5 protein-coding genes and 1 pseudogene are annotated in these 5,049 nt (G+C 62.6%); 5 read left to right on the top strand and 1 reads right to left on the bottom strand.

What is annotated here, in order from left to right:
• From VR74_RS15300 to VR74_RS15310, 3 genes are all read left to right on the top strand, one after another.
• Positions 1 to 948: ABC transporter ATP-binding protein (locus VR74_RS15300; RefSeq protein ID WP_045698290.1), on the top strand; the 948-nt coding region annotated here is incomplete at its 5' end.
• A 92-nt stretch (positions 949 to 1,040) separates the two neighbouring features.
• The gene (locus VR74_RS15305; RefSeq protein WP_045698293.1) at positions 1,041 to 2,474 is read left to right on the top strand and encodes a M48 family metalloprotease; all 1,434 of its coding nucleotides are present in this window, start codon (positions 1,041 to 1,043) and stop codon (positions 2,472 to 2,474) included.
• Positions 2,475 to 2,522: 48 nt separating this feature from the next.
• Positions 2,523 to 3,314, top strand: a complete 792-nt coding sequence (locus tag VR74_RS15310; protein ID WP_299950787.1) for a DsbA family protein — start codon at positions 2,523 to 2,525, stop codon at positions 3,312 to 3,314.
• Here the strand turns inward: VR74_RS15310 and arfB are convergent.
• Positions 3,311 to 3,745: an alternative ribosome rescue aminoacyl-tRNA hydrolase ArfB gene (gene arfB, locus VR74_RS15315; protein WP_045698295.1), complete on the bottom strand. Its 435-nt coding sequence runs from the start codon at positions 3,743 to 3,745 to the stop codon at positions 3,311 to 3,313. The two genes, VR74_RS15310 and arfB, sit on opposite strands and share 4 nt — an antisense overlap.
• Before the next feature lie 104 nt (positions 3,746 to 3,849).
• Here arfB and VR74_RS15320 point away from each other — a divergent pair, with 104 nt between their 5' ends.
• Both VR74_RS15320 and VR74_RS15325 read left to right on the top strand, forming a co-directional pair.
• Positions 3,850 to 4,425 (top strand): RcnB family protein, encoded by a 576-nt coding sequence (locus VR74_RS15320; RefSeq protein WP_299950789.1) that lies wholly within the window; start codon positions 3,850 to 3,852, stop codon positions 4,423 to 4,425.
• Positions 4,426 to 4,496: 71 nt separating this feature from the next.
• A pseudogene (locus VR74_RS15325) lies at positions 4,497 to 5,049 on the top strand (IS5 family transposase); the annotation flags it as partial.

The following is a 5,049-nucleotide window of genomic DNA, read 5'->3' on the forward strand; positions in this document are numbered from 1 at the left end:
GGCGTATCGCTGGACCTTGCGCCGGGCGCCATCACCGCCCTGCTCGGCGGGTCCGGCGCCGGCAAGTCGACCCTGCTGCGCCTGTTCGCCGGGCTGGAACCGGTTGACGCCGGCGAGGTGCGCCTCGGCGACCTTGTCCTGTCCGACAGCGGACACACACTGCCCCCCGAAAAGCGCCATATTGGACTGATTTTCCAGGATTTTGCCCTCTTCCCGCACCTGACTGTCCTGCAGAACACGGCCTTTGGTCTCGCCCACCTGCCGAAGAGCGAAGCGCGCGCCATCGCCGCCCAATGGCTCTCCCGCCTTGGTCTCGGCGCCCGCAGCGCCGCCTATCCGCACGAATTGTCCGGCGGCGAGCAGCAACGCGTCGCCATCGCACGCGCCCTGGCCCCCAAACCCGCCGCGATCCTGATGGACGAACCGTTTTCCGGCCTCGACCCGTCGCTGCGCGGCAGCGTGCGCGAAGCTGCGCTGGACGCCGTGCGCGAAGCGGGCATCCCTGCGCTTCTCGTCACCCATGACCCGTCCGAAGCACTCGAATGCGCGGATCATATCGCGATCATGAAATCGGGCCGCATCCTGCAGCAGGGACTGGCAAGTGACGTCTATCTGAAGCCCCAGGACGCCGATATCGCGGCGGCCCTCGGCCCGGTCAATCGGCTGGCCGGCCGTGACGTTCCGGCCGGCCTCCTCACCCGGCCTGTCGCCCCGGATGCAATCGTCGTGATCCGGCCGGAGGGCCTGATCCCAGACGTGACAGCCCCCGTTCGCGCCAGGATCGTCTCCTGTCATCTTACTGGCCCGCTGATGCGTCTTGTGATGGATATTGGCGACCTGCGGCTCATCTCGCTGGTGCCACGGGGGCTCGCGCCCGCCGCCGGAACCGAAACCGGTATCCAGGTCGACCCCGAACTCGCGTTCATCTTCGCGTCAGGTGGTTCCTGACATTTGTGTCATGGATGTTGCTGCCCCCTCGCCAATACCGGCGCGGCTGCCTAAATTCAGGGGGCTGGTTCCATCAAGAGGAGACGCCCGACATGGCGCGACACTTCCTGCGTCTTGCTGCCTCGGCCCTCGCGGCCGCTGCCTTTGCCTTTTCGGCGTCCGCGCAAGGCCTCATTCGCGATGCGGAGATCGAGGAAACCCTGCGCGAATGGACCGACCCGATCCTTGAGGTCGCCGGCCTGGAGCCTGCCGATGTCGGCTTCTACATCATCAATGATCCGAGCCTGAACGCTTTCGTGGCGAACGGCCAGAACATCCATATCCATACCGGCCTGATCATCGCCGCGGAATCGCCTGCGCAGATCAAGGGCGTGATTGCCCATGAAACCTGCCACATTGCCTGTGGCCACACTGTCAGCCGCCAGCGCGCCGCCCAGGTCGCCTCGCGCCCGGCGCTGATTTCGATTGGCCTTGGCATCCTCGCCATCGCGGCCGGTGAAGGTGGCGCAGGCGCAGCCCTGATCGGCAGCTCGCAGCAATTCGCGGCGCTCAACTTCTTTGTCCACACGCGGACGGAAGAATCCATGGCCGACGCCGCCGCGGTCGAATATCTCACCCAACTGAACCAGTCGACCGGCGGTATCGTCGAGTTCTTCGAGAAATTCCGGTATCAGGAAGTGCTCTCCAATGCGCGCCGCTACCCTTATTTCCGCTCGCACCCGCTCGCCTCCGACCGCATCCGCGCCGTGCGCACCCTGGCCGAACAGTCAGGCCTGATCGACCAGCCGCCGACCGAGCGTGAAAAGCTCCAGTATGACATGATGCGCGCCAAGCTGATCGGCTTTCTCGATACCGCCAACAAGGTGCGCAACGAATATCCCGCCAGCGATGTCAGCGCGCCCGCCCGCTATGCCCGCGCGATTGCTGCGATGCAGGCGTCGGACATTGATGTGTCCCTCAAGGAGGTCGATGCCCTGCTGGCAGACGCGCCGGACAATCCGTTTTTCAACGAATTGAAAGGCCAGATCCTGTTCGAGAGCGGCCGCACGGCTGAATCGGTCGCCCCGCACAAACGCTCGCTTGAGCTGAAGCCGGGCCAGCCCTTGCTGTTGATCAATTATGCCCGTTCGCTCAACGCGCGCGACGAGCCGGGTGACGTTGAACTGGCCGAAACTGCCTTGCGTGATGCGCTGATCGTCGAGCCCGAGAATGCCTTCGCCTGGGCCCAGCTTGCCATTACGCTCGAAAAGCAGGGCCGCCGCGCCGAGGCGCAGCTCGCAACGGCGGAATCGGCCTATTCCATCGGTGATATCGTCCGCGCCAACACCTTTGCCCACCGCGCCGTCGAACAGCTGGAACGCGGCACGACGACCTATCGGCGCGCCGATGACATCCTCCTGATCACCGACCCGAACAATCCCGACAATCGCGATTTCTACAACCGCGCCAATCGGGGGCCGCGGTTTTCAGTCCAGACCGGCGGGCGTGAGATGCCCTTCGGCGATTTCACAATGACGGACCGCTGATCAACTTTCTGTCAGGAGTGATGGACGCGCTGCAGCGGGGTCGTATACATGGCGCTTCCCGACGCCATCTGTTCGAGCATTGAAAAGGCCCTTGAAATGATACGCAAACTGTTCACCGCAGCGGCGATGACCGCCATTGCCCTGACACCAGCCTGCGCGCAGGATTCCCCTTCGTCCGAGATGAACCGCGCCGAAGTGGAAGAGATTGTCCGCGCATACATCATGGCCAATCCCGAAATCATCGAAGACGCGCTGATTGTGCTAAGCGAGAAGCAGCGCGCCGAGGCCGCGGACGCCGCCAAGGTGGCGATCAGGAAAGAAAAAGACAAACTCTACAGCCTGGCCAGCGACCATTTCGTCGGGCCAGCCGATGCCGAAGTGACGGTGGTCGAGTTCTTCGATTACCGCTGCGGCTTTTGCAAGCGTTCGGTTGACACGATCCAGGCCCTTCCGGCCCAGTATGACGGGAAGGTCCGTGTCGTGTTCAAGGAACTGCCGATCTTTGGCGGCATCAGCGAAACCGCTGCGCTGGCCGCGCTCGCCGCAGGCAAGCAGGACAAGTACAATGAGATGCACATCGCGCTCATGGAGATCAAGTCAAATGACGACCTGACCGAGAAGCGCATCGATTCCATCGCCGAATCGATTGGCATCAGCGTTCAGAAAATGCGCGCCGACATGAAGTCCATGGAAATCCAGAAACAGCTGGCTGACATGAAGGATCTCGGACGAACGCTTGGCGTCGGCGGTACGCCGGGCTTCTTCGTTGGCGAAACCCATATCGAAGGCGCGGACATGGCCAAGCTCGACGCCGCCATCAAGGCAGAACTCGAAGGCTAGTCGTCTGTCTCGACGCTGCCCCGCAGCGACTTGATTTCACCCCGACGTTTTTTCGACGCGATCCTGCGGCGCACACTGCCGGCCGTGGGACGCGTCGCGACCCGTCGTTTTGGCCGGATCGACGCTTTCAGGATCATTTGCGCCAGCCGCTTACGCGCCGCCTCACGGTTCAGCAGCTGACTGCGATGTTCGCTCGCTTCCAGGATCAGGCGGCCGTCATTCGTGATGCGGCTGGCGTAAAGTTTTGAAAACCTGGCCTTTATCTCGGGCGGAAGGGATGAGGCAGCGACATTCCACGTCAGCTGCACCGCTGACGACACCTTGTTGACGTTCTGCCCCCCCGGCCCTGACGCGCGCACGAAGGCCTCGCTCAGTTCCCAGGCAGGAACCGCCAACTCGCCTGATACGCGAAGATCGCCAAAGTCTGACATGGGTTTTCCTTAACATGGCGTTCAGGTGGAGTTCAGCCCGCAACCGTTAAAACTTGCCTCAAGTTCGCACACATGTGCGGCGATCCTCAGGAGGCTTGAACGCCATGAAACTGTTGAAGAACCTATCCCGCCTGCTGGTTGCCACGGCAACCATCGGCTTGCTTGCGGCCCCCATCGCCAGCGCCGACCAGGGGCGCCGTGGTGACAATCATCGTGGCGGAGAGTATTCGCGTGGCGATTATGACCGGGGCGCCAGTCGCGGCCACGACCGCCGCAATGACTATCGCGGCGATCGCCGGAACGACTATCGCGGCAGGGACGATCGCAGGCACGATTACCGCGGCAAGCATGATCGGCGTGACGCCTATCGTCATCATGACAAGCATCGCTATTACAGCCCGCCACGGTCGCGCGCCCATTATGCGCCACCCCGCCACTACTACGCCCCGCCGCGCCATTATGCGCCACCGCGCCACTATGTGCCGCGCTACGCTGTCGGCGGCTATTACCGCCCGCATGGCCACACCGTCTATATCCGCGATTACCATCGCTACGGCCTCTATGATCCGCCACGTGGTTACTATTGGGCCCGCGATTATGACCGGGGAGATGCGATTCTCGCGTCAGTGGCCACCGGTGCCATTATCGGCCTCGCGATTGGCGTGATCGCGACAGACTAGGTTCTGTACTCATAAACAGGATTCCCAATTGAGTGGGTTCATGATTCCCTTCTCGTGAGAGGAGATGGATCATGGCCCGTTTTGATTTGAGCGATGCCGAGTGGCAGATCGTTGAGCCGCTTCTGCCGAACAAACCGCGCGGGGTTGCCCGCGCCGATGACCGGCGGGTGCTGAATGGGATTTTCTACATTCTGCGGACCGGCTCGCCCTGGCGCGACCTGCCGGAGCGCTACGGCCCTTACACCACGGTGTACAATCGCTTCAACAGATGGGCGAAGGCAGGCGTCTGGCTCAATGTTTTCAATGCCTTGGCGGAGCGATCTCCCGAATCTATGGCCTTCATCGACAGTTCGATCATCCGGGCCCACCAGCACGCCGCAGGCGGAAAAAAGGGGGCCCGGATAACGCCATCGGTCTCTCTCGTGGGGGACTGAGCACCAAGATCCATGCCGTGGTTGATGAGGCGGGCCTGCCGATCCGCCTGTCCCTGACGGCCGGTCAAGCCTCCGACAAGGCCGCCGCGCCTGCCCTTGTCGACAGCCTGAAGACGGCCGCCCATGTCGTGGCTGATCGCGGGTATGATGCGCTCTCGCTGGTCGAGCAGATACGATCACGCGGGGCCGA

The sequence above is a fragment of the Hyphomonas sp. BRH_c22 genome (assembly GCF_000961795.1).
Lineage (GTDB): Bacteria > Pseudomonadota > Alphaproteobacteria > Caulobacterales > Hyphomonadaceae > Hyphomonas.

What these genes read in the sequence shown, in the direction of transcription:
- VR74_RS15305 (WP_045698293.1), top strand. Translation starts at nt 1,041, where the DNA reads ATGGCGCGACACTTCCTGCGTCTTGCTGCCTCGGCCCTCGCGGCCGCT.
- VR74_RS15310 (WP_299950787.1), top strand. Translation starts at nt 2,523, where the DNA reads ATGGCGCTTCCCGACGCCATCTGTTCGAGCATTGAAAAGGCCCTTGAA.
- arfB (WP_045698295.1), bottom strand. Translation starts at nt 3,745, where the DNA reads ATGTCAGACTTTGGCGATCTTCGCGTATCAGGCGAGTTGGCGGTTCCT.
- VR74_RS15320 (WP_299950789.1), top strand. Translation starts at nt 3,850, where the DNA reads ATGAAACTGTTGAAGAACCTATCCCGCCTGCTGGTTGCCACGGCAACC.